Source organism: Streptomyces sp. 63XJN7_1_ISO-PGPR-S23-121, assembly GCF_056173025.1.
Genome location: NZ_CM149653.1, coordinates 1,406,115 through 1,429,251, shown reverse-complemented (window position 1 = coordinate 1,429,251; position 23,137 = coordinate 1,406,115). Strand labels below are relative to the sequence as shown.

The window sequence follows — 23,137 nt, the reverse complement described above, 5'->3', positions numbered from 1 at the left end:
TTGGACGGGGTGTGTGTTACCTCGTCTCCATATGACGTTACCGGCGCCGGTGTGTCCCTCGCCGGGAGCTTCGCCCCCGGAACCCTCAATCGGCCTGAACGGCCCCGTCCTCGGACGCCGTACGGGCCGATCCGTACCGGCGTGTCGATATGGCCGGATCTTTCCCCGTGGGCCTTCTTGTGGCATGTCGTCCCGCACGAAAGGCTGCACATGTCGCGGAGGCACTGATTGCGGAAGCGGAGTGCGGGAAGGCGTTCGAACGGGACCCGCCGCATGTGTCGACATACGCGCGAGTAGTTAACAAAGTGCCGGATTGCCCACCCGAACAGTGTGGGAAGGCTCCTGCGGTACACCCCACGAGTACACCCCGCAGGACCACCTCCCCAGAGTCATCCGCCCACCCTCGTTGACGCGGACAGGAGCGGTCATGCCCGCCACGCACCACTCGTCATCCCCCACCGCACCCGGCGCCGGCGCGGTCCCCGGCCGCCCGGCCGACGCCGGCCCGCCGGGACCGGAACCTGTCCCGGCCGGGGAGTCCACCGTCGTCGGGCGCATCCCCGTCCTCGACGTGCGCCCCGTCGTCCGGCAGGGCCGCCGGCCCGCCAAGGCCGTGACCGGCGAGTCCTTCGAGATATCGGCCACCGTGTTCCGGGAGGGGCACGACGCGGTGGCGGCCAACGTCGTCCTCAGGGATCCGCTCGGCCGGCCGGGCCCGTGGACGCCGATGCGGGAGCTGGCCCCGGGCACCGACCGCTGGGGGGCCACCGTGACCGCCGGGGAGCCCGGCACGTGGTCGTACACCGTCGAGGCGTGGGACGATCCGGTCACCACCTGGCGGCACCACGCACGGATCAAGATCCCGGCCGGCCTCGACACGGAGCTCGTCCTGGAGGAGGGCGCGCGGCTGTACGAACGCGCCGCCGCGGGCGTGCCGGAGAGCGGGGGGCGCGCCCTGCTGCTCGCCGCCGTCGACGCGCTGCGGGACGAGACGCGTCCGGCCTCGTCACGGCTGGCGGCGGCGTTGACGCCGGAGGTGGACGCGGTGCTGGCCCGGCATCCGCTGCGGGAGCTGGTCACCACCTCCGACCCGCTGCCCCTGCTGGTCGAGCGGGAACGCGCCCTGTACGGCGCCTGGTACGAGTTCTTCCCCCGCTCCGAGGGCACCGCCGAACAGCCCCACGGCACCTTCCGCACCGCCGCCCGCCGGCTGGACGCGATCGCCGCGATGGGCTTCGACGTCGTCTACCTCCCCCCGATCCACCCCATCGGCACCACCCACCGCAAGGGCCGCAACAACACCCTCTCCGCCGGCCCCGACGACGTCGGCGTCCCCTGGGCCATCGGCTCCCCCGAGGGCGGCCACGACGCCGTCCACCCCGACCTGGGCACCCTCGACGACTTCGACGCCTTCGTCACCCGCGCCGGCGAACTCGGCCTGGAGATCGCCCTCGACTTCGCCCTCCAGTGCTCCCCCGACCACCCCTGGGTCGGCAAACACCCCGAGTGGTTCCACCACCGGCCCGACGGCACCATCGCCCACGCCGAGAACCCGCCCAAGAAGTACCAGGACATCTACCCCATCGCCTTCGACGCCGACCTGGACGGCCTGGTCACCGAGACCGTCCGCGTCCTCCGGTTCTGGATGGACCACGGCGTGCGCATCTTCCGCGTCGACAACCCCCACACCAAACCCGTGGTGTTCTGGGAACGCGTCATCGGCGAGATCAACCGCGCCGACCCCGACGTCGTCTTCCTCGCCGAGGCCTTCACCCGCCCCGCGATGATGCACACCCTCGCCCAGATCGGCTTCCAGCAGTCCTACACCTACTTCACCTGGCGCAACACCAAACAGGAACTGACGGAGTACCTCACCGAACTCACGGGGGACGCCGCCTCCTACATGCGGCCCAACTTCTTCGCCAACACCCCCGACATCCTGCACGCCTACCTCCAGCACGGAGGCCGCCCCGCCTTCGAGACCCGCGCCGTCCTCGCCGCCACCCTCTCCCCCGCCTGGGGCATCTACAGCGGCTACGAACTGTGCGAGAACACCCCCCTGCGCGAAGGCAGCGAGGAATACCTCGACAGCGAGAAGTACCAGCTCAAACCCCGCGACTGGGACACCGCCCAGCGCGAGGGCCGCACCATCGCCCCCCTCATCACCCGCCTCAACACCATCCGCCGCGAGAACCCGGCCCTGCGGCAACTGCGTGATCTGCACTTCCACCACTCGGACAAGGAGGAGGTGATCGTGTACTCGAAGCGGCAGGGTTCGAACACGGTTCTGGTGGTCGCCAACCTCGACCCCCACCACACCCAGGAGGCCACGGTCTCGTTGGACATGCCGCAACTCGGCCTGGACTGGCACGAGTCGGTGCCGGTGCGCGACGAGCTCACCGGTGAGACCTATCACTGGGGCAGGACCAACTATGTGCGCCTCGAGCCGGGCCGGACGCCCGCGCATGTCTGCACGGTTCTGCGACCGTCCACCCCGCAGATCGGAGGGTCCCCCACAACATGAGCGTCAACGAGCCCGTACCGGACACCTTCGAGGACACACCGGCCAAGCTCCTGGACCCGGACTGGTTCAAGCGCGCCGTCTTCTACGAGGTCCTCGTCCGCTCCTTCCAGGACAGCAACGGCGACGGCGTCGGCGACCTCAAGGGCCTCACCGCCAAACTGGACTACCTGCAGTGGCTCGGCGTGGACTGCCTCTGGCTGCCGCCGTTCTTCAAGTCTCCGCTCAAGGACGGCGGTTACGACGTCTCCGACTACACCGCCGTGCTGCCCGAGTTCGGCGACCTGGCCGACTTCGTCGAGTTCGTCGACGCCGCCCACCAGCGGGGCATGCGCGTGATCATCGACTTCGTCATGAACCACACCAGCGACCAGCACCCGTGGTTCCAGGAGTCCCGGAAGAACCCCGAGGGCCCGTACGGCGACTACTACGTCTGGGCCGACGACGACAAGCAGTTCCAGGACGCGCGGATCATCTTCGTGGACACGGAGGCGTCGAACTGGACGTACGACCCGGTCCGCAAGCAGTACTACTGGCACCGCTTCTTCTCCCACCAGCCGGACCTGAACTACGAGAACCCGGCCGTGCAGGAGGAGATGATCTCGGCCCTCAAGTTCTGGCTGGACCTGGGGATCGACGGGTTCCGGCTGGACGCCGTGCCGTACCTGTACCAGCAGGAGGGCACCAACTGCGAGAACCTCCCGGCCACGCACTCCTTCCTGAAACGGGTGCGCAAGGAGATCGACGCCCAGTATCCGGACACGGTGCTGCTGGCGGAGGCCAACCAGTGGCCGGAGGACGTCGTCGACTACTTCGGCGACTATCCGAGCGGCGGCGACGAGTGCCACATGGCGTTCCACTTCCCGGTGATGCCGCGCATCTTCATGGCGGTCAGGCGGGAGTCGCGCTACCCGGTCTCGGAGATCCTGGCCAAGACCCCGGCGATCCCGTCGGGCTGCCAGTGGGGCATCTTCCTGCGCAACCACGACGAGCTGACCCTCGAGATGGTCACCGACGAGGAGCGCGACTACATGTGGGCCGAGTACGCCAAGGACCCGCGGATGCGCGCCAACATCGGCATCCGGCGGCGCCTGGCCCCGCTCCTCGACAACGACCGCAACCAGATCGAGCTGTTCACGGCACTGCTGCTGTCCCTGCCCGGCTCGCCGATCCTCTACTACGGCGACGAGATCGGCATGGGCGACAACATCTGGCTCGGCGACCGCGACGCGGTGCGCACGCCCATGCAGTGGACCCCGGACCGCAACGCCGGTTTCTCGTCGTCGGACCCGGGCCGGCTGTACCTGCCGACGATCATGGACCCGGTCTACGGCTACCAGGTGACCAACGTCGAGGCGTCGATGGCCTCGCCCTCGTCGCTGCTGCACTGGACCCGCCGCATGATCGAGATCCGCAAGCAGAACGTGGCGTTCGGCCTGGGCTCGTACACCGAACTGCCCTCGTCCAACCCCGCCGTGCTGGCCTTCCTGCGCGAGGCCCCCCCGAATGGGGAAGAGGGGGACGACCTGGTGCTGTGCGTCCACAACTTCTCCCGGTTCGCGCAGCCCACCGAACTCGATCTGAGCGCCTTCGAGGGCCGCCACCCCGTGGAGCTGTTCGGCGGGGTCCGCTTCCCGGCGGTCGGGGAGCTGCCGTACCTGCTGACGCTCGCGGGGCACGGCTTCTACTGGTTCCGGCTCCGCAAGGACGCCGCTTAGGCCCGGACCCCGGGCGGGGCGGTTTCCGTCGCCCCGCCCGGGGCACGCATCAGTAACACCCCGACGACCCGGGGAAAGGACGCGACGCCATGTCGGAAGCCGTCATACGCACCGTCCCGAGCCCGCCCGGACTCCTTGCGTCCCTGGAGCCGCTGCTGCGGGAGTGGCTGCCGCGGCAGCGCTGGTTCGCCGGCAAGGGGCGACCGGTCACCGGGTTCTCGCTGGTCGCGGCCACCGAGCTGCTGCCTGCGGACGCCCGTCTCGGCCTCTTCCACGTGCTGGTGCGCGCCCACCAGCCGCTCGTGCCGGCCCTCGGTTCCCCCGAGCAGCCGGGCGACTGCTACCAGCTCCTGATAGGGGTGCGCGAGGCGCTGCCGCCCCGGCTGGCGCCCGCCCTGATCGGACACGTCACCGAGGGCCCGCTGGCCGGGCGCACCGTCTACGACGCCCTGTACGACACCCGCCCCGCCGAGGTGCTCCTCGAGGCGCTCCGCTCCCGGGCCCGCGTGGGCGGCCTCCGCTTCGACCGCGACCCGGACCAGGAGATCCGCACCGGACTGGTGCCGCGCCTGATGACCGCCGAGCAGTCGAACTCGTCGGTCGTGTATGGAGATACGTTCATTCTCAAGCTGCTGCGCCGGATCGTGCCCGGGGTCAACCCCGATCTGGAGCTGCCGCTGGCGCTGGCCCGCGAGGGCTGCCCCAGGGTGCCCGCGCCCACGGGCTGGATGGTGGCGGACCTGGCCGGGGAGGCCTGGGTGCTGGGCGTGCTCCAGCCGTTCGTGCAGGGGGCGACCGACGGCTGGGAGCTGGCCCTGCGGGAACTGGCCAAGGGCGAGGACTTCGCGGCCGAGGCGCGGGCGCTCGGCCGGGCCACGGCCGAGGTCCACACCGCGCTGGCCCGCGCGCTGCCGACGGTCACGCTCGGCCACAGCCAGCTGGGGCCGCTGGTCGACGGCATGCTCGCGCGGCTGGAGGAGGCCGTCCACGCCGTGCCCGCCCTGCTGCCGTACGCGCCCGGGCTGCGCACGGCCTTCACGGCGCTGGCCGAGCTGGCCGGCGAGGGCCGCACCTGGACCGGTCAGCGCGTCCACGGCGATCTGCACCTCGGGCAGTGCCTGCGGTCGGCCTCCGGGCAGTGGTCCCTGATCGACTTCGAGGGCGAGCCAGCGAAACCGCTGGCCGAGCGGCGGATGCCGCAGCCGGCGGTGCGGGACGTCGCGGGGATGCTGCGGTCCTTCGACTACGCGGCGCACTCGGCGGAGACCCCGGTACCCGGCTGGGCCGAGACCTGCCGGGCCGCGTACTGCACCGGGTACGCGGAGGCCGCCGGCTTCGACCCGCGCACCGACCCGGTGCTGCTGCGCGCCTACGAGACCGACAAGGCCGTCTACGAGGTCGTGTACGAGGCCCGGCACCGCCCCGACTGGCTCCACGTGCCCCTGTCCGCGGTGCGCCGCCTGGCCGCGCCCGACCGGACCGGCGTCATCTCCTGACCCCCTTCTCCCGCTCGCTCGTCGCCTAGGAGGCTCCTCCCGTGACCCCCCGTCCCCCGTCCAGCGGTCCGGATCCGAAGAAGACGGCCGAGGAGAAGAGCGCGAAGAAGGCGCCCGCCGAGAAGACGGGCGCCAAGGCGACGACCGCGAAGAAGGCGCCGGCGAAGTCCGCGGTCGCGAAGAAGGCGCCGGCGAAGTCCGCAGTGGCGAAGAAGGCGGCCGCCGGGAAGACCCCGCCCGAGAAGGCCACCACCAGGAAGGCGGTCGCCAAGAAGGCCCCTACGGGGAGGATCCCCGCGGCGAAGCAGACCGCCACCGTCGCGAAGAAGGCCGTCACGAAGAAGACGGTCGCCGAAAAGGCCGTCGTCGAGAAGCCCGCTACGGGGAAGACCGCGGCGAAGCAGACCGCCGCCGTCACCAAGAGGGCCGTCGCGAAGAAGGCCGTCGTAGAGAAGGGCGCCGCGGGGAGGGCCCCGGCGTCGAAGCGGGTCGCCGCCAAGAAGGCCGTCACCGGCAGGGCTCCCGCATCCCTCGCGGTCGACGCCGGTGACCGGGAGCGGCTGCTGGCCGGCACGCACCACGACCCGCACTCAGTGCTCGGCGCCCACCCGGTGCCCGGCGGGATCGCCGTCCGGGCGTTCCGGCCGTACGCCACGGCCGTGACCGTACTGGCCGGGGAGCTGCGCGCCGAACTGCGCCACGACGGGGACGGCTTCTTCTCCGGCCTGCTGCCGCTCGGCGAGGTCCCCGCCTACCGCCTCCTCGTCGCCTACGGGGAGACGGTCCAGGAGACCGAGGACCCCTACCGCTTCCTGCCCACGCTGGGCGACCTGGACCTGCACCTGATCGGCGAGGGCCGGCACGAGCAGCTCTGGCAGGCGCTCGGCGCGCACCCCACGACCCACCAGGGGGTGACCGGCACCCGTTTCGCGGTGTGGGCACCGAACGCGCGCGGGGTGCGGGTCGCCGGCGGCTTCAACTTCTGGGACGGCACCGGCCACCCCATGCGGTCGCTCGGCGGGACCGGCGTGTGGGAGGTGTTCCTGCCCGGCGTCGGCGCGGGCGAGCCGTACAAGTTCGAGATCACCCGGCCTGACGGCTCCCGCACCTTCCGCGCCGACCCGCTGGCCCGCCGCACGGAGGTCCCGCCCGCCACGTCCTCCGTCGTGCACGCCTCGGACTACACCTGGGGCGACGACGAGTGGCTGGCGCGCCGTACCGACGCACCCGCGCACGAGGCGCCCATGTCGGTGTACGAGGTGCACCTGCCGTCCTGGCGGCCGGGGCTGACCTACCGCGACCTCGCCGAGCAACTGCCCGCCTATGTCGGGGACCTGGGCTTCACGCACGTCGAGCTGATGCCGGTGGCCGAGCACCCCTTCGGCGGCTCGTGGGGCTACCAGGTCACCGGGTTCTACGCGCCCACGGCCCGGCTCGGGGAGCCCGACGACTTCAAGTACCTGGTCGACCGGCTGCACCAGGCCGGCATCGGCGTGCTGATGGACTGGGTCCCGGCGCACTTCCCGCGCGACGACTGGGCACTGGCCGAGTTCGACGGGCGTCCGCTGTACGAGCACTCCGATCCGCTCAGGGCCGCCCACCCGGACTGGGGGACCCTGGAGTTCGACTTCGGGCGCCGCGAGGTGCGCAACTTCCTGGTCGCCAACGCCGTGTACTGGTGCGAGGAGTTCCACATCGACGGGCTGCGCGTGGACGCGGTCGCCTCGATGCTGTACCTGGACTACTCGCGCGAGCCGGGCCAGTGGACGCCCAACGAGCACGGCGGCCGGGAGAACCTGGACGCGGTGGCGTTCCTCCAGGAGATGAACGCGACGGTGTACCGGCGGGTGCCGGGCGTCGTGACCGTCGCCGAGGAGTCCACGGCCTGGGACGGGGTCACGCGAGCCACGCACCACAAGGGACCGAGCGGCTTCGGCGGGCTCGGGTTCGGGCTGAAGTGGAACATGGGCTGGATGCACGACTCGCTGGAGTACATGAGCCACGAGCCGGTGCACCGCAAGTACCACCACGGCGAGATGACCTTCTCCATGGTGTACGCGTACAGCGAGAACTACGTGCTGCCGATATCGCACGACGAGGTGGTGCACGGCAAGAAGTCGCTGGTGTCGAAGATGCCGGGCGACTGGTGGCAGCAGCGTGCGAACGAACGGGCGTACCTGGGCTTCATGTGGGCCCACCCCGGCAAGCAACTGCTGTTCATGGGGCAGGAGTTCGCGCAGGGCGCCGAGTGGTCCGAGGAGCGCGGCCCCGACTGGTGGCTGCTCGACCCGCAGTACGGGGCGGCCCCCGACCACCGGGGCGTGCTGGACCTGGTCCGCGATCTCAATACCGTGTACCGGGACACGCCCGCGCTGTGGCAGCGGGACACCCACCCGGCCGGGTTCTCGTGGGTGGTCGGGGACGCCTCCGAGGACAACGTCCTCGCGTTCCTGCGGTGCGACGCGGACGGCGTCCCGCTGCTGGCGGTGTCGAACTTCGCGCCGGTCGTCCGCCCCGACTACCGGCTCGGCGTCCCCGACGAGGTCCCCGCCTGGCACGAGGTGCTCAACACCGACGCCGCCCGGTACGGCGGCGGCGACGTGGGCAACCCCGGCCCGGTGAAGCCGGAGCCGCAGGGGTGGCACGGCCGTCCGGCGAGCATCCGGCTGACCCTGCCGCCCCTGGCGACGGTGTGGCTGCGCCCGGCGTAGGCGCCTTACGGGTTACGCGTCCACCAGTCCCTTCGGCAGCGGCTCGGTGTGCAGGACGCCGAGCCGCTGGGTGACCCGGGTGAGGGCCACGTACAGGTCGCTCGTGCCGTAGCGGCCGGGCTCGACGACCAGGACGGAGTCGAACTCCAGGCCCTTGGACTGGCGCGGGTCGAGCAGCACGACGGACCGCGTCAGGTCCGGCTCGGCGCCCTCCGTGACGCCGTCCAGCCGGGCCGCGAGGGCCCGGTGCAGCTCGCGCGGGGCGATGACGGCGAGGCGGCCCTCGTCCGGGGTCAGTTCCCGGGCGGCCTCGGCGACGGCGGCCGGGAGGTCGCCGGTGGCGCGGATCCAGGGCCGCACGCCCGTGGAGCGCACCGAGCTCGGCGGGGCGAACTCCGGGTCCTCGGCGCGGACGACCGCAGCCGCGAGGTCCATGATCTCGGCCGGGGTGCGGTAGTTGACGCCGAGGCGGGTGTGCTCCCAGCGGTCCTCGACATAGGGGGCGAGGATCTTCGACCAGGAGCCGACGCCGGCCGCCTCCGCGGTCTGCGCCGGGTCGCCGACCAGGGTCATGGACCGGGTCGGGCAGCGGCGCATCAGCAGCCGCCACGCCATCGGGGACAGCTCCTGCGCCTCGTCGACGATGATGTGCCCGAACGCCCAGGTGCGGTCGGCCGCCGCGCGCTCGGCGGCACTGCGGTGGTCCCCCTCCTCCTGGCGTTCGGCGAACCGCTCGGCGTCGATGATGTCGTGCGCGAGCAGGACCTCGGCGTCGTCCTCGTCCTTGTCCTCGAACTCGTACGTCCGGGACGCGTACGACACGTCGAGCACGCCCTGCGCGTAGGCGATCTGCTCCTCCCGCTCGCGCTCGGCGCGGGAGCGGGCGATCCGGTCGTCCACGCCCAGCAGCTCGGCCGCCTCGTCCAGCAGGGGCACGTCCGCCACGGTCCAGCGCCGGGTCACCGGGCGGCGGACGGCGGCGGCGTCCTCGGCGGACAGGAAGGCGTCGGGCTCGGCGAGGAGGCCGGCGACGAGGCGCTGCGGGGTCAGCCGGGGCCACAACCGGTCGACGGCCGCCCAGACCTCGGGGTTCTCGGCGAGCTCGTCGCGGATCTGGGTGATGTCGCTGGGGTCGAGCAGGTTGGAGCCGTCGTAGGGGTCGGTGCCGATGCGTTCGGCGACCATGTCGGTGAGGGTGTTGAGGATGTGCCCCTCGAAGTGCTCGCGGGCCGCGTTGTGGGGCAGCCCCGTGGCGCGGGTGCGCTCGCGGGCGACGTTGACCAGGTCGTCGTCGAGCATGAGGACGTCGCGGTCGTGCTCGATGGCGATGACCGGATCGGGCAGCGCCTGCCGGGCGCGGACCGCCTCGGCGAGGACGTCGGCCATGCCGGCCCGGCCCTTCACGGCCGCCGCCTCGGGGGTGTCCGTGGCGGTGGCCCGCACACCGGGGAACAGCTCGCCGACGGTCGCCAGGAGCACCCCGGTCTCGCCCAGGGAGGGCAGCACCTCGCCGATGTAACCGAGGAAGGCCGGGTTGGGGCCGACGATCAGGACGGCGCGCTTGGCGAGCAGCTCGCGGTGCTCGTAGAGCAGGTAGGCGGCGCGGTGCAGGGCGACGGCGGTCTTGCCGGTGCCGGGGCCGCCCTCGACGACCAGCACGCCGCGGTGCGGGGCGCGGATGATGCGGTCCTGGTCGGCCTGGATGGTCTGCACGATGTCGCCCATGCGGCCGGTGCGCGCGGAGTTCAGCGCGGCGAGCAGCACGGCGTCGCCCGACGGGTCCTCGTGGCCGGTGCGGGTCTCGTCGCCGAGGGCGAGGATCTCGTCGTGCAGGGCGGTGACCCGGCGCCCCTCGCTCGCGATGTGCCGGCGGCGGCGCAGGCCCATCGGGGTGTGGCCGGTCGCCAGGTAGAAGGGACGGGCGACGTCGGCCCGCCAGTCGATCAGGACCGGGGTGCGTTCGGCGTCGTCGGCCCGCAGGCCGATGCGGCCGATGTGGTGGCCCGCGCCGGAGGCCAGGTCGATCCGGCCGAAGCACAGGGAGCCGTCCACCGCGTTGAGCGCGGCGAGCAGCCCGGAGCGCTCGGCGACCAGGATGTCCCGCTCCAGCCTGGCCTGCATGGGGGTGTTGCCCTGCGCGAGGGCGTCCGTGACCGAGACCTCGGTGTCGCCGCGCAGCGCGTCCACGCGCGCGTACAGTCCGTCGATGAATTCCTGTTCCTGCCGCAATTCATCGTCCGGAAATTCGGTGTTTGACAATGCCACTCCCGCCCGCATACACTGTGCTCAGTGAACTTCTTCGTGACGCCCTTTTCCTGAAGTCACGAATAAACGAATATACGCAAAGAAATCCCCCGAGCGCAATTGTGCTCGGGGGATTTCTTTTGCCGAGGTGTCACGGCCGGGAGGTCACAGCACGTCGGACAGCTCCTCCAGCAGCCGCCGCTTGGGCCGGGCGCCCACCATCGCCTTCACCGGCTCGCCGTCCCGGAACACCATGAAGGTCGGCATCGACAGCACCTTGTAGGCGTTGGTCGTCTCCGGGTTCGCGTCGACGTTCAGCTGGACCACCCGGAGCCGGTCCGCCTCCTCCGCGGCCAGGGCGCCGAGCACCGGGGCCATCTGCCGGCACGGCGGGCACCAGTCCGCGGTGAACTCCACCAGCACCGGCAGCCCCGCCCCGATGACCTCCTCCGCGAAGGTCGCGTCGGTCACCTCGGCCACACCACTCGCTACGCTCACAGTCCTCGCCCTCCCAGTTCGCACTCGGGCTCCGGGCCCCCCGGAACCAGCGCCTCGGTGGCCAGCCCGTCCCGCGCCGTCTCCGCGCGCGCCAGCTGGTCCGCGACCGTCGCGCGCACGCCCCGCAGCTCGCCGATCAGCGCGTCCAGCTCCGCCAGCTTGCGGCGGTAGACGGCGAGCGACGCCGGGCACGAGTCGCCCTCCGGGTGACCGGCCCGCAGACACTCCACGAAGGGCCGGGTCTCCTCCAGGTCGAACCCGAAGTCGCGCAGCGTCCTGATCTGCTCCAGCAGCTTCACGTCGCGCTCGTCGTAGGTCCGGTACCCCTGATCGTCCCGGCGCGCGGGCAGCAGCCCGCGCGACTCGTAGTACCGCAGCGTCCGCGTCGTGGTCCCGGCGCGTGCGGCCAGCTCACCGATTCGCATGCGGACGAACGTAAGCCTTGACGCGGACGTCAAGGCAAGGAGGAGGGGGGAGGGGAAAAGGGCCGGGCGGCTGAGCAACAGGGGAGCCCTCAGCCGCCCGGGGTCTTCACGGGGCGGGCGTCAGGCCTTCGCCAGCTCCTTCTCGCCGCCCTGCTCGGGCATCCCGTCAAGGGTGCCGCCGTCGTCGTGCCCGTCGTCGAGGAGCGTCCGCTCGTCGAACGGGACCCGCCCGGCCAGCACCTCGGCGACCCGGTCCTTGTCGATCTCCTTGGTCCAGGTGCCGATCAGGACGGTGGCCACCGCGTTGCCCGCGAAGTTGGTCAGGGCGCGGGCCTCGCTCATGAAGCGGTCGATGCCGACGATCAGGCCGATGCCGTCGACCAGGGCGGGCTTGTGCGACTGGAGACCTCCGGCCAGCGTCGCGAGGCCCGCGCCGGTGACACCGGCGGCGCCCTTGGAGGCGACGAACAGGAACAGCAGCAGCGGGATCTGCTCACCGATCGACATCGGCGTGCCCATGGCGTCGGCGATGAACAGCGAGGCCATGGTCATGTAGATCATGGTGCCGTCGAGGTTGAAGGAGTAGCCGGTCGGGACGGTGATGCCGACCACCGGCTTGCTGACGCCCAGGTGCTCCATCTTGGCGATGAGACGGGGCAGCGCCGACTCGGAGGAGGACGTGGACAGGATCAGCAGGAACTCGCGGCCCAGGTACTTGAAGAGCGAGAGCGCGTTGACGCCGGTGCAGATCTTCAGCAGGGCGCCCAGCACCACGACGACGAACAGGATGCAGGTGACGTAGAACCCGAGCATCAGCACGGCCAGGCTCTTCAGGGCGTCCACACCGGCCGAACCGGTCACCGCCGCCATCGCGCCGAACGCGCCGACCGGTGCCGCCCACATGATCATGGCGAGGACGCGGAAGACCAGGCGCTGGATGTGCTCGACGCCGCGCAGCACGGGCTGGCCGGCCTTGCCCATCGCCTGGAGCGCGAAGCCGCAGAGCAGCGCGATCAGCAGGGTCTGCAGGACCTCGCCCTCGGTGAACGCCGAGACGATCGTGGTCGGGATGATGCCGAGCAGGAACTCGGTGGTGTCCTTGGCCTCGGCGTCGACCTGCGCGTGACCGGTCTCCTTGACGGCGTCGGTGACCGCGAGGCCGGTGCCCGGGTCCAGGATGTTGCCGACGATCAGGCCGATCGCCAGGGCTACCATCGACATCACCATGAAGTAGGCGAGGGCGATGCCGCCCACCGCGCCGACCTTCGCGGCCTTGCGGACCGAGCCGATGCCCAGCACGATCGTGCAGAAGATGATCGGCGAGATCATCATCTTGATCAGGTTCACGAAGCCGGTGCCGATCGGCTTCAGCTCGACCGCGAAGTCGGGCGCGATCAGGCCGACGGCGATGCCGAGGGCGACCGCGACGATCACCGCGATGTAGAGATAGTGCGTGCGGTCCCGCTTGGCTTTGGGTGCGGCAGGTGCCGTATCGGCAGCGCTGGTCACGGCGGCCCTCCTTGACGACGTCGTCGGCATCACCGGCGTGCGGCTCACGTCCGGGCGGTTGGGTTGGGGATGCGGTGACTATCTCGCGCCCTGTGAGCGCGGTCACCCTTGCGTTCATTTAGTTCGCAATCAGCCAGGAGAGACACTTGCGGCATGCGCCTCAGCGTCCCCCGTCCCCGCAGCCTGGCCGGCCAGCTCTTCGCGATGCAGGCCGTGCTGATAGCGGTCGTCGTCGCCGGCTACGCGCTGTTCAGCTACCTCAGCGACCGGGAGGAGGCCGAGCACTCGGCGCGACGTCAGGCCAGGTCGGTGGCGCTGTCGATCGCCGACTCGCCGTCCGTGCTGGAGGCCGTCGGCACCGCCGACCCGACGGCGCGGCTCCAGCCGTACGCGGTGCGCGTCATGCGGGACACCGACGTCGACTTCGTCACGATCATGACGCCCGAGGGGATCCGCTGGACCCACCCCGACCCGCTGCAGATCGGCCATCCCTTCCAGGGCCACATCGGGCGTGCGCAGCGCGGCGAGACCTTCACCGAGACCTACACCGGGACGCTGGGCCCGTCGGTCCGGGCGGTCACGCCCGTGCGGGACGACGGACGGATCGTCGGCCTGGTCAGCGCCGGGATCAAGGTCGAGGAGATCAGCAGGCGGGTGCAGGACCAGCTGACGGCCCTGCTCGGCGTCGCGGCCGGTGCCCTCGCACTCGGCGCGGTCGGCACGTACGTGATCAACGCGCGGCTGCGCCGGCACACCCACGGCATGAACGCGGACCAGCTCAGCCGCATGCACGACTACCATCAGGCGGCGCTGCACGCGGTACGGGAGGGGCTGCTGATGCTGGACGGGCAGTACCGTGTCGCGCTGATCAACGACGGCGGACGGGAGCTGCTCGGCGTGGGCGGCGACGTGGTCGGCGCCCCGGTCGCCGGACTGGGACTGCCGGCGCCGCTGACGGGGGCGCTGCTGTCGTCGGAGCCGCGGGTGGACGAGGTGCACCTGACGGCCGAGCGGGTGCTGGTGGTGAACACCTCGCCGGTCTCGGGCGGTGAGCGCCGGGGCACGGTGGTGACCCTGCGGGACGTCACCGAGCTCCAGTCGCTGATGGGCGAACTGGACTCGGAGCGCGGCTTCACGCAGGCGCTGCGCTCGCAGGCGCACGAGGCCGCCAACCGGCTGCACACGGTCGTCTCGCTGATCGAGCTGGGGCGCGCCGAGGAGGCGGTGGACTTCGCGACGGCCGAGCTGGAGCTGGCGCAGGCGCTCACCGACCAGGTGGTGGCGGCGGTGGGCGAGCCGGTGCTGGCCGCGCTGCTGCTGGGCAAGACGGCGCAGGCGAACGAGCGGGGGGTGGAACTGGTGGTGTCGCAGGACAGCCGGCTGGACGACGGGCTGCTGCCGCCGTCCCTGCCCTCCCGGGACCTGGTGACCATCCTGGGCAACCTGATCGACAACGCGGTGGACGCGGCCCAGGGACGGGTGCCCTCGCGGGTGACGGTGGCGGCGTACACGGGCACGGGTGCGGACGGGGGCGGCCCGGAGCTGGTGCTGCGGGTGTCGGACACCGGCGCGGGCGTCGACCCGGCCCACGCGGAGCTGCTCTTCCAGCGGGGCTTCTCGACCAAGCCGGCCGGACCCGGCGGGCGGGGCCTGGGGCTCGCGCTGGTCCGTCAGGCGGTGCACCGGCACGGGGGCACGCTGACGGTGGCGGAGGCCGAGGAGGGCGGCGCCCGCTTCGAGGCCCGGCTGCCGCTGGCCGGCACCGGCACGGCCGCACCGGCCCCCCGGACGGCCGCACCGGCCCCCCGGACGGCCGCACCGGCTCTCCGGACGGCCGCACCGACCCCGGGAGCCACCGCATGACCACCCTCCACGTCCCGGCCACCGACCGCCGCACCCGGCCACCCCGCCCCGCCTCTGCGGGCGAGCGGCGCCGGTGGGCCCCGGTCACCGACGGCTCCGCCCGTATCCCGGCCGTCCGCCGGACGTCCGGTGGCGTGGCCGTCGCCGGGGCGCGCGGACCGGGGTGCGGAGGCCGGCCATGAGCGAGCAGCAGCCCATCCGGGTGCTCGTCGTCGAGGACGACCCCGTCGCCGCCGACGCGCACGTCATGTACGTCGGGCGGGTGCCGGGGTTCACGGCCGTCGGCACCGCGCACACCGGTGCGGAGGCGCGGCGGGTGCTGGACCGCACGCAGGTCGACCTGCTGCTGCTCGACCTGCACCTGCCGGACGTGCACGGGCTCCAGCTCGCCCGTTCCCTGCGGGCGGCCGGGCACCACACCGACGTGATAGCGGTGACGTCGGCCCGGGACCTGACGGTCGTGCGGGAGGGCGTGTCGCTGGGCGTCGTCCAGTACGTGCTGAAGCCCTTCACCTTCGCCACGCTCCGGGACCGGCTGGTGCGGTACGCCGAGTTCCGGGGCACCGCCGGGGAGGCGAGCGGCCAGGAGGAGGTGGACCGGGCGCTGGCCACGCTGCGGGCCCCCGGCCCGGCGGCGCTGCCGAAGGGGCTCAGCGCGCCCACGCTGGAACGGGTGACGGTCGCCGTGCGGGACACGGAGGAGGGCCTCACGGCGGCCGGGGCGGCCGAGGCCGTGGGCATCTCGCGGATCACCGCCCGCCGTTACCTGGAACACCTGGTGGACACCGGCCGGGCGCGGCGGCGTCCGCTCTACGGACAGGTGGGGCGCCCGGAGCTGGTGTACCGGTGGGTCCGGGGGACGGAGCGGGGCAGATGAACACAGGTAATCCACGGCACACGCATTGACCCGGCCGGAGCGCCCCTCTTACGTTCGCCGGGCAGCCGTCCCGGCCACAACGTAGTGCGCCCGCAGGAGGTCGTTGCCCGTGCGTTCCATCGTCCGGTTCACCTCTCTCGTCACCCTGACCGCGCTCGCCTCCACCGCACTCGCCGCCTGTTCGGGCGGTTCCGGCAGCGATCCGGACACGGTGAAGGTCTCCTACAAGCAGTCGACGGACAACTCCGTCAAGGTGATGGACACCTACCTCGCCGACATCAAGAAGCAGTTCGAGAAGGCCCATCCGGGCAAGAAGGTCGAGCTCGTCCCGATCAAGGCCCCGGACTCCGAGTACTACACCAAGGTGCAGCAGATGCTGCGCTCCCCCAAGACCGCGCCGGACCTGGTCTACGAGGACACCTTCCTCATCAACTCCGACATCACCAGCGGGTACCTGAAGCCGCTCGACGCCTACCTCGCCCGGTGGCAGGACTGGGACCGGTTCGTCGACACCGCGAAGGCGGCGGCCAGGGGCGAGGACGGGAGGACGTACGGCGTCCCGGACGGCACGGACACCCGCGGGCTGTGGTTCAGCAGGGACGTCTTCGCCAAGGCCGGTCTGCCCGCCGACTGGCAGCCGCGGACCTGGGACGACGTGCTCTCGGCGGCCCGCACCATCAAGGAGAGGGTCCCCGGCGTCACGCCCCTCAACGTGTACACGGGCAAGCCCGCCGGCGAGGCCGCCACCATGCAGGGCTTCGAGATGCTGCTGTACGGCACGAACGACGGGACCACCGACCCGCTGTACGACAAGGACAGCAGGAAGTGGATCACGGCGGGGCAGGGTTTCAGGGACTCCCTCGCCTTCGTCGAGACGGTCTACAAGGAGAAGCTCGGCCCGGAGGTGTCCGACGCGCTCGACCCCAACTTCTCCACCACGGTCCGCGGCGAACTCCTCCCGCAGGGCAGGCTCGGCATCGCCCTGGACGGTTCCTGGCTGCCCCAGGACTGGCTGGAGGGCAGCGGCCACGAGTGGCCCGAGTGGTCGAAGGAGCTGGGTCTGGCCGCCATGCCGACCCAGAAGGGCCAGGCGCCCGGCAAGGTGAGCATGTCCGGCGGCTGGACCTGGGCGATCCCCGCCAAGGCGGCCAACCCGGACCTGGCCTTCGAGTTCGTCAAGACCATGCAGACCAGGGCGAACGCGCAGAAGTGGTACATCGCCAACTCCGGCATCGCGGTCCGCGAGGACGTCGCGAGCGACCCCGCGTACATCCGCGCCCAGCCCGGCATCGAGTTCTTCACCGACCTGGTCGCCAGCACCCACTACCGGCCCGCCTACCCGGCCTACCCGAAGGTCTCCGTCGCCGTCCAGGAGGCGATGGAGGGCGTGACGACCGGTGACCTGTCGGTCGAGGAGGCGGCGCGCGGCTACGACGAGGCGCTGAGGGAGGCCACGGACGACCAGGTGGTCGGCGGGTGACCGCGGCCGCGCCGCGGCACACGGGCCCGGAGGTCCGCGAGGTCCCGCCGGGCCCGCCCGCCGCCGCCCCGGCCCGCCCGGGGCCGGGCTCCGTGCGCCGCTCCCTGCTCCGAGTCCTCCCCGTCTCCCCCGCCGTCGTCCTGCTGCTGCTCTTCCTCGCCGGCCCCATCGTCTACTGCGTCGTCATCGCCTTCACCGACCTCCAGCTGACCGGACAGGCCGAGGAGTCCTTCGTCGGGTTCGACAACTTCCGGCGGGCCTTCCGGGACGAGGCGTTCCTCAACGCCGTGTGGCTGACGCTGGTCTTCACGGTGCTGTCGTCGCTGATCGGGCAGAACACCCTGGGGCTCGCGCTGGCCTCGCTGATGCGGCGGGCCTCGAAGCCGGTCCGTACGCTCACCGGCGGCATCGTCGTCACTGCGTGGGTGCTGCCGGAGGTGGTGGCGGGCTTCCTGCTCTACGCCTTCTTCCGCCGCGAGGGCACCCTCAACGCCATCCTCGACCAGCTCCATCTGCCCACCCAGAACTGGCTGTTCACGCTGCCGATCCTGGCGGTGTCCTTCGCCAACGTCTGGCGGGGCACGGCGTTCTCGATGCTGGTGTACTCGGCCGCCCTGAACGACATCCCGAAGGAGATCACCGAGGCCGCCGAGGTGGACGGGGCGAGCGGCTGGCGTCGCATGTGGCACATCACGCTGCCGATGATCCGCCGTTCCATCGGCACCAACCTCATGCTCAACACCCTCCAGACGCTCTCGGTGTTCGGCCTGATCTGGGTGATGACGCGCGGCGGCCCCAGCGGCAGGAGCCAGACGCTGCCGCTCTTCATGTACGAACAGGCCTTCCAGAACAGCCTGATCGGCTACGGCACGGCGGTGGCGCTGCTGCTGTTGCTGATCGGCTCGCTGTTCTCGGTCGTGTACCTGCGCCTGCTGCGGACGGAGGTCTGACCGCCCATGGCCCGCACGACGCGCACACCCGCCTCCCGTCGCACGAGGCGGCGGCTGGCCGCCGACGCCGGACTGCTGGTGGCCGCCGCCGCCTTCGTGCTGCCGCTGGCGTGGGTGGTGCTGTCCGCCCTCGACCCGCACGCGAACCTGCGGGTGAAGGCTCCCGACGGCCTGACCCTGGACAACTTCGACGCGATCCTCACCGACGACATCACCTTCACCCCGCTGCTCAACAGCCTGGTGCTGTGCGGCGGCGCGACCCTGCTGACGGTGGTGTGCGCGGCGCTCGCGGCGTACCCGCTGTCCCGTTTCCGGTCCCGGCTGAACCGGCCGTTCCTGCTGACCGTCCTGTTCGCGACCAGCCTGCCGATCACCGCGATCATGGTGCCGGTCTACGCGCTGTTCGTGCGGGTCAACCTGATCGACACCCTCCAGGGCACGGTCTTCTTCTTCGCCGCGTCCCAACTGCCGTTCGCCATCTGGCTGATGAAGAACTTCATGGACGGCGTGCCCAAGGAGCTGGAGGAGGCGGCGTGGACGGACGGCGCCTCCTCGTTCCAGTCGCTGCTGCGGATCGTGCTGCCTCTGATGGGGCCGGGCGTGGCGGTGGTGACGGTCTTCTCGTTCGTGATGATGTGGGGCAACTTCTTCGTCCCCTTCATGCTGCTGCTCTCCCCGGACCGAATGCCGGCGTCGGTGAGCGTCAACGACTTCTTCGGCAACCGGGGCATGGTGGCGTACGGGCAGCTGGCGGCGTTCTCGATCGTCTACTCGACGCCGGTGATCCTGCTGTACGTGCTGATCTCCCGGCGGCTCGGCGGCGGCTTCGCGCTGGGCGGGGCGGTGAAGGGGTGAGCGGGACGGCGGCCGTGCCCGCCCGTAGGTTCGCACCATCCGTATCGCTGGGTGAACAGACCGTAGTCAAGCCGCGCACGGGCCCCTACGGTGTGGCCCGTGCGCCGACCCTCACCCCACCCGAACCAGTCGGGTCCCCCGTTCAACGCCCTCGCCGCCCGCCGCCTGCGTGCCGCCCTCGGCATGGCCCCCGAGCACGTCGCCCACGGCATGCGGGTGTCGTACGGGCTGCCGTACGTGACCCCGGACCTCGTCGTCGCCTGGGAACGGGGGCTCGTCTCCCCCGGCAGCCCCGAACTCACGGCCCTCGCGGGCGTGCTGTGGTGCTCGCCCGGTGAACTCATCGGCCGCCCGCAGACCCTGCGCGAGCACCGCCTGGCCCGCGGGCTCGCACCCGAGGACGTGGCGCGTGCCGTCGGGCTCGGCCCGGACGTCTACCTGCGGATGGAGGAGAAGGACGACTGGCGCGGCACCGACCGCCAGTCGTCCGCGCTCGCCGACGTGCTCGGCCTCGGGCTGCCCGACTTCGTCAGCGTCACGGGGCGCGACGGGAAACTCGCCGACCTGCTGCGCAGCGCGGTGAACACCCGCTGGCAGGGGTACGTGCGGCCGGTCTCGAAGATCGCCCCCCTGGACCGGCGGCTCCTGGAGGACGTGCTCCAGGAGCTGCACCAGGACTACCAGGGGCACATGGTCGCCACCCTCCGCTGGGGCGGCGGGAGCGGCGACTCCAGCGCGGCCGGCCGCGACTACCTCGACCGGATCGTGGAGCACTTCTGGGCGGTGGTGCGCACGCACACCGAGTGAGGCGCGGCCGGTCAGGCCGCGTCGGCGGCGGCGGCCAGGATCCGGGCGAGCTCGGCGGGCCTGGTGATCATGGGCCAGTGGCCCGAGTCGATGTCGGCGAAGTCGACGTGCCCGGCCCGGGCGAGTTCCGGGGCGTCGCCGGCGTCGATCCACTTCCGCGCCTGCGCGGCGGTGAACTCCGGGCACACGACCACGACCGGGACCTCGAACCGCCGTTCGTCCGCGAGCCGCACCACGCCCCGGGCCACGCCCTCGGGCACGGGAATCGCCGCGTCCGCCAGCTTCCGTCTGGCGTCCGGGTCGAGGTCGGCGGCGTCCGGCCCCTCGAACGGCTCCCAGCCGGGGAAGGGCATCGCACCGTCGCGGACCTCGAAGAAGTCGGCGTAGGGCTGCCCGTCGCCGGTCGGGAAGCCGCCGACGAGGGCGACCTTGGCCAGCCGCTCCGGGCGCCGGTCGGCGGCGAGCCAGGCCAGGGTGGAGGCGGCGGAGTGCCCCACCACCATGGGCCTGCCGGGCGCCGCGTCCACCGCGGCGAGCACCGCGGCCACCTGGTCGTCGAGCGTCGCGGACCGGGCGCCGTCGCCCTGGCCGGGCAGGGTGACGTGCACGGGGCGGTGGCCGAGCGGCTCCAGCGCGGACGCGACGCGGTGCCACACGGACCCGTCCAGCCACAGGCCGCCGACGAGCAGGATGTCCATGGTCGGTTCTCCTTCTTCGGGTACGGCGGTCCCCTGCCGCGGAGACCGCGCGAACACGGGGTGTCCCCCGCGAGGGCTTCACCGTAGGAGGAGTTCCGGACAATCCGCTGCCGCTTCCCCCGCGACCGTGACCGGCAGGCCCTGGGGTCTGTCGTTCGGATCGGGCCTGCTGGGACGGACGGTGCGTCCCGGCCCGCGACGTCGGCATGACGGCAGGCCCTAGCCTGCTGCCGTGCCGAACGATCTCAGCCCCACCGCGCGAGCGCTGCGCACCCTGGAGATACTCCGGGCCCGCCCGGGAACGACGGCCGGCGACCTCGCCGAGCGGCTGGGGGTCACGGAGCGGGCCGCGCGCCGGTACGTCGGGATCCTCAGGGAGGCCGGCATCCCCGTGCAGTCGGTCCGGGGGCCGCACGGCGGGTACCGGCTGGGGCGCGGGACGCGGCTGCCGCCCGTGCACTTCACGCAGGCCGAGGCGCTCGGCCTGGTGATGGCGGTGCTCGGCGACCAGCCGGCCGCGGCCGACGCCGACGCCGACGACCTGGTCGGCAGCGCCCTCGGCAAGGTCGTCAAGGCGCTGCCGGAGAGCGTCGGCCGGCAGGCGGCCCTGCTGCGGGAGTACGCGTCGGCCGCGCCCGACCCGTACGCGGTCCGCCCGGATCCGGCCGTCACCAGCGACCTCGTCGACGCCGTCGCGGCCCGGCACCGCGTGCTGGTCGGGTACCGCCCCGAGACCGGCGACGCGTGGGAGACCGAGGTGGAGCCGTGGTCCCTCGTCGTCCGCCACGGCCGCTGGTACCTGCTGTGCCACTCCCTGCGCGCCGACGCGATCCGCACCTACCGGGTCGACCGGATACGCACGGTCCGGCCCACCGGGCACGCCTTCGCACCGCCCGCGGACCTGGACCCGGTGGCGGTGCTGGAGGAGCACCTGGGACTCGGCTGGGAGTTCGCCACCCGCGTGGTGTTCGACGCCCCGCCGGGCGAGGTGGCGCCCTGGATCCGGCCGCCCATGGGACGGCTCGAACCCTCGGGGGACGGGTGCGTGCTGACCGGCAGCACCCGCAACCCGGGCATGTACGCGCAGGAGTGGCTGGCGCGGCTGCCGTTCGCCTTCCGCGTCGAGGGCGGGGAGGAACTGCGTGGCGCGGTCGCGGCGCTGGCGGCGCGCCTCACCGCCGCGGTGGTGCGGGACCCGGCCTGACGGGACGCGGGGCCCGGGCGGGCCCCTCCCCGGCTCAGAAGACCGACTCGGCCTCGTCCATGCGGTCCTTCGGCACCGTCTTCAGCTCGGTCACGGCCTCGGCCAGCGGCACCATGACGACGTCCGTGCCGCGCAGCGCGGTCATCCGGCCGAACTCGCCCCGGTGCGCGGCCTCCACCGCGTGCCAGCCGAAGCGGGTGGCGAGCACCCGGTCGTAGGCGGTCGGGGTGCCGCCCCGCTGCACGTGGCCGAGGATGACCGGCTTGGCCTCCTTGCCGAGCCTGCGCTCCAACTCGTACGCCAGTGCCGTGCCGATGCCCTGGAAGCGCTCGTGGCCGAACTTGTCGATCGCGCCCTTGCCGTAGTCCATGGAGCCCTCGACGGGGTGGGCGCCCTCGGCGACGCAGACGACGGCGAACTTCTTGCCGCGGGCGAACCGCTCCTCGACCATCTTGACCAGGTCCGCGGGGTCGAAGGGCCGCTCGGGCAGGCAGATGCCGTGGGCGCCGGCGGCCATGCCGGACTCGAGGGCGATCCAGCCGGCGTGCCGGCCCATGACCTCGACGACCATCACGCGCTGGTGGGACTCGGCGGTGGTCTTGAGGCGGTCCATCGCCTCCGTCGCCACGCCGACGGCCGTGTCGAAGCCGAAGGTGCGGTCGGTGGAGGAGATGTCGTTGTCGATCGTCTTGGGCACGCCCACCACCGGCAGCCCCGCGTCGGACAGCATCCGGGCCGCCGTCAGCGTGCCCTCGCCGCCGATGGGGATCAGCGCGTCGATGCCGAAGTTCTGGATCATGTCGCCGGCGTTCTCGCAGGCCTCGCGGAGCCGGTCGCGCTCCAGCCGGGAGGAGCCGAGGATGGTGCCGCCGCGCGCCAGGATGCCGCTGACCGCGTTCAGGTCGAGGGCGCGGTAACGGCCGTCCAGGAGGCCCGCGTAGCCGTCCTCGAAGCCGATGACCTCGTCGCCGTAGTTGTCGACCGCTCGGTGCACGACCGACCGGATCACTGCGTTCAGGCCGGGGCAGTCGCCGCCTGCGGTGAGAACTCCGATACGCATCGTGCTGTGTCTCCTGCTCGCTGTGGACACCGGTGAGCCACGTCCGATTCTTTCACGTCGCCCAAGGGGATGCCGCTTCCGTACGGTCGGCACCCTAGCCGCCCTCGAGCACGGCTCACTGACGGGCGCCTTATCTATTGGGAGAGGTATTGTCAAGATGGTTCCGCTCACCCCGGTGGGCGATTTTTGTGTACGGAGCCGGCCGCCGGACGATCGCCCTC

The 23,137-nt window shown here is 72.0% G+C and carries 17 protein-coding genes; 11 read left to right on the top strand and 6 right to left on the bottom strand.

All coding sequences use genetic code 11. The features are described from left to right. Positions 1-427 precede the first annotated feature (427 nt). From AC0VYN_RS06665 to glgB, 4 genes are all read left to right on the top strand, one after another. Positions 428-2,524, top strand: coding sequence for an alpha-1,4-glucan--maltose-1-phosphate maltosyltransferase (locus AC0VYN_RS06665; protein WP_475535176.1), 2,097 nt, complete (start codon positions 428-430; stop codon positions 2,522-2,524). Beyond that, a complete protein-coding gene (gene treS / locus AC0VYN_RS06660; RefSeq protein ID WP_475535175.1) occupies positions 2,521-4,239 on the top strand; it encodes a maltose alpha-D-glucosyltransferase in 1,719 nt (572 codons plus the stop codon). The genes AC0VYN_RS06665 and treS overlap by 4 nt, the downstream gene beginning before the upstream one ends. A gap of 89 nt (positions 4,240-4,328) precedes the next feature. Then, positions 4,329-5,735, top strand: a complete 1,407-nt coding sequence (locus AC0VYN_RS06655; protein WP_475535174.1) for a maltokinase N-terminal cap-like domain-containing protein — start codon at positions 4,329-4,331, stop codon at positions 5,733-5,735. Positions 5,736-5,776: 41 nt separating this feature from the next. Next, on the top strand, positions 5,777-8,446 hold the full coding sequence (gene glgB / locus AC0VYN_RS06650; RefSeq protein WP_475535173.1) for a 1,4-alpha-glucan branching enzyme: 2,670 nt from the start codon (positions 5,777-5,779) through the stop codon (positions 8,444-8,446). A gap of 12 nt (positions 8,447-8,458) precedes the next feature. Here the strand turns inward: glgB and AC0VYN_RS06645 are convergent, their stop codons facing one another. From AC0VYN_RS06645 to AC0VYN_RS06630, 4 genes are all read right to left on the bottom strand, one after another. After that, entirely contained in the window at positions 8,459-10,723 is a 2,265-nt protein-coding gene (locus AC0VYN_RS06645) for a HelD family protein (RefSeq protein ID WP_475535172.1), read from the bottom strand. A gap of 132 nt (positions 10,724-10,855) precedes the next feature. Continuing rightward, a complete protein-coding gene (locus AC0VYN_RS06640) occupies positions 10,856-11,170 on the bottom strand; it encodes a thioredoxin family protein (RefSeq protein WP_475536823.1) in 315 nt (104 codons plus the stop codon). Between the two features lie 14 nt (positions 11,171-11,184). Beyond that, entirely contained in the window at positions 11,185-11,613 is a 429-nt protein-coding gene (locus AC0VYN_RS06635) for a MerR family transcriptional regulator (RefSeq protein ID WP_386922645.1), read from the bottom strand. Positions 11,614-11,733: 120 nt separating this feature from the next. Continuing rightward, a complete protein-coding gene (locus AC0VYN_RS06630; protein WP_475535171.1) occupies positions 11,734-13,122 on the bottom strand; it encodes a cation:dicarboxylate symporter family transporter in 1,389 nt (462 codons plus the stop codon). A 153-nt stretch (positions 13,123-13,275) separates the two neighbouring features. Here AC0VYN_RS06630 and AC0VYN_RS06625 point away from each other — a divergent pair, with 153 nt between their 5' ends. The 6 genes from AC0VYN_RS06625 (at position 13,276) to AC0VYN_RS06600 (ending at position 19,954) form a co-directional block, all read left to right on the top strand. After that, a complete protein-coding gene (locus AC0VYN_RS06625; protein ID WP_475535170.1) occupies positions 13,276-14,985 on the top strand; it encodes a sensor histidine kinase in 1,710 nt (569 codons plus the stop codon). A gap of 178 nt (positions 14,986-15,163) precedes the next feature. Continuing rightward, complete coding sequence (locus AC0VYN_RS06620; protein ID WP_475535169.1) at positions 15,164-15,862, top strand: response regulator; 699 nt, start codon at positions 15,164-15,166, stop codon at positions 15,860-15,862. A 109-nt stretch (positions 15,863-15,971) separates the two neighbouring features. After that, positions 15,972-17,342 carry an extracellular solute-binding protein gene (locus tag AC0VYN_RS06615; protein WP_475535168.1) on the top strand — a complete coding sequence of 457 codons (1,371 nt, stop codon included), beginning with the start codon at positions 15,972-15,974 and terminating at the stop codon, positions 17,340-17,342. Further along, complete coding sequence (locus AC0VYN_RS06610; RefSeq protein ID WP_475535167.1) at positions 17,339-18,292, top strand: carbohydrate ABC transporter permease; 954 nt, start codon at positions 17,339-17,341, stop codon at positions 18,290-18,292. Before AC0VYN_RS06615 ends, AC0VYN_RS06610 begins: the two co-directional genes overlap by 4 nt. A 6-nt stretch (positions 18,293-18,298) precedes the next feature. Beyond that, on the top strand, positions 18,299-19,147 hold the full coding sequence (locus AC0VYN_RS06605; RefSeq protein WP_385458223.1) for a carbohydrate ABC transporter permease: 849 nt from the start codon (positions 18,299-18,301) through the stop codon (positions 19,145-19,147). A gap of 90 nt (positions 19,148-19,237) precedes the next feature. Next, positions 19,238-19,954 (top strand): helix-turn-helix domain-containing protein, encoded by a 717-nt coding sequence (locus AC0VYN_RS06600; protein ID WP_475535166.1) that lies wholly within the window; start codon positions 19,238-19,240, stop codon positions 19,952-19,954. Between the two features lie 11 nt (positions 19,955-19,965). On the opposite strand, the gene AC0VYN_RS06595 is transcribed toward AC0VYN_RS06600, so the two are convergent. Then, positions 19,966-20,652, bottom strand: a complete 687-nt coding sequence (locus AC0VYN_RS06595) for an alpha/beta fold hydrolase (RefSeq protein ID WP_475535165.1) — start codon at positions 20,650-20,652, stop codon at positions 19,966-19,968. 232 nt (positions 20,653-20,884) lie between these two features. Between AC0VYN_RS06595 and AC0VYN_RS06590 the strand changes: the two genes are divergently transcribed. Continuing rightward, positions 20,885-21,856: a helix-turn-helix transcriptional regulator gene (locus AC0VYN_RS06590; protein ID WP_475535164.1), complete on the top strand. Its 972-nt coding sequence runs from the start codon at positions 20,885-20,887 to the stop codon at positions 21,854-21,856. Between the two features lie 34 nt (positions 21,857-21,890). On the opposite strand, the gene AC0VYN_RS06585 is transcribed toward AC0VYN_RS06590, so the two are convergent. Then, positions 21,891-22,916: an ATP-dependent 6-phosphofructokinase gene (locus tag AC0VYN_RS06585; RefSeq protein ID WP_385458225.1), complete on the bottom strand. Its 1,026-nt coding sequence runs from the start codon at positions 22,914-22,916 to the stop codon at positions 21,891-21,893. Between the last annotated feature and the right edge of the window lie 221 nt (positions 22,917-23,137).